The 1,251-nt window shown below is 70.5% G+C and carries 1 protein-coding gene; it reads right to left on the reverse strand.

What is annotated here, in order from left to right; genetic code table 11:
• Positions 1-115 precede the first annotated feature (115 nt).
• Entirely contained in the window at positions 116-988 is an 873-nt protein-coding gene (locus VB737_RS07085) for an acyl-CoA desaturase (RefSeq protein ID WP_500312218.1), read from the reverse strand.
• Positions 989-1,251 lie beyond the last annotated feature (263 nt).

Genomic DNA, 1,251 nt, shown 5'->3' on the forward strand with positions numbered 1-1,251 from the left:
GATCCGAGGCGGCCCCGGACGACCTGGCGGCCGCCATCCGCCGCGAGATCGGCGCGGCGATCCCGGCTGCGGCGGACCCGGCCGAGCGCTGCTTCAGGGATTCAGGTTCAGGGATTCAGGCGGCTGCGTCGGCGCGCCGACCGAAGACCGGGGCGATGCGCACCTTCCGGGCCAGGCCCAGGGCCCGCAGGGCGCGGATGTGCTGCCAGGTGATGTCGAACTCGAACCAGCGCAGCCCGTGGCGGGCCGAATGGGGGTAGGCGTGGTGGTTGTTGTGCCAGCCCTCGCCGAAGGTGAGCAGGGCCACCCACCAGCAGTTGCGGGAGCGGTCGGGGCAGTCGAAGTTGCGGTAGCCGAAGGCGTGAGTGGCGGAGTTCACCAGCCAGGTGACGTGATACACGAGCACCAGGCGCAGCGGGATGCCCCACAGCACCAGCCCCAGGCCGCCGCCATGGACGCCGGCCCAGTTTCCGTACCAGTACAGGGCGGCCCCCAGGGGCAGCTGCAGCAGCAGGAACCAGCGGTCCAGCCAGCGGTAGAAGGGATCCTTCTCCATGTCGCCGGTGAAGCGGTGGATCTCGGTGAGGGCCGGGATCCTGTGCAGCATCCACTCGCTGTGGGCCCACCAGAGGCCGCGGGCGGCGTCATGGTGGTCGTTGGGCTGGTCGGAGAAGAGGTGGTGGTGCCGGTGCAGGCCCACCCATTCGATCGGTCCGCTCTGGCAGGCCAGGGTGCCCATCAGCACCAGCAGCCGCTCCACCCAGCGGGGCGCCTCAAAGCCCCGATGCGCCACCAGCCGGTGCAGCCCAAGGGTCACCCCCAGCACCGTGGCCCAGTAGAGGACCGCCAGCACGATCACCCCCTGGAGGCTCCAGAAGCGGGGCAGCAGGGCGAAGACCGCCCCCACGTGGATGGCCAGCATGAAACCGGTGGTGCCGGTCTTGAACTTGCGCTGGTTCGCCGGCAGGGGCGGCCGGGGCCGCTCCATGGCCGCCAGCAGCTGGGCCTTCTTGCGGGAATGGCTGGCGTCCTGCAGGGGCACGCGCACGGTCCGGGCGCTCTGGCCTGATTGGGAGGCTTCGGATCGTGCGACCAAGCGGTTCTCCTGGGAAAGGGCGGGGATGGTCTGGGGCTCGGACTCCCATCCTGACCCACGGCAGCGATGGCAGAGTGACCCCTGCTGGCCCCAGGGCTTTGGAGCAGGTCTGTCCCGGCCCCACCAACACGGCTGACACGGCTGCCGCCCATACC

It is taken from the genome of Synechococcus sp. BA-120 BA3 (assembly GCF_034931285.1).
Classification (GTDB): domain Bacteria; phylum Cyanobacteriota; class Cyanobacteriia; order PCC-6307; family Cyanobiaceae; genus Cyanobium.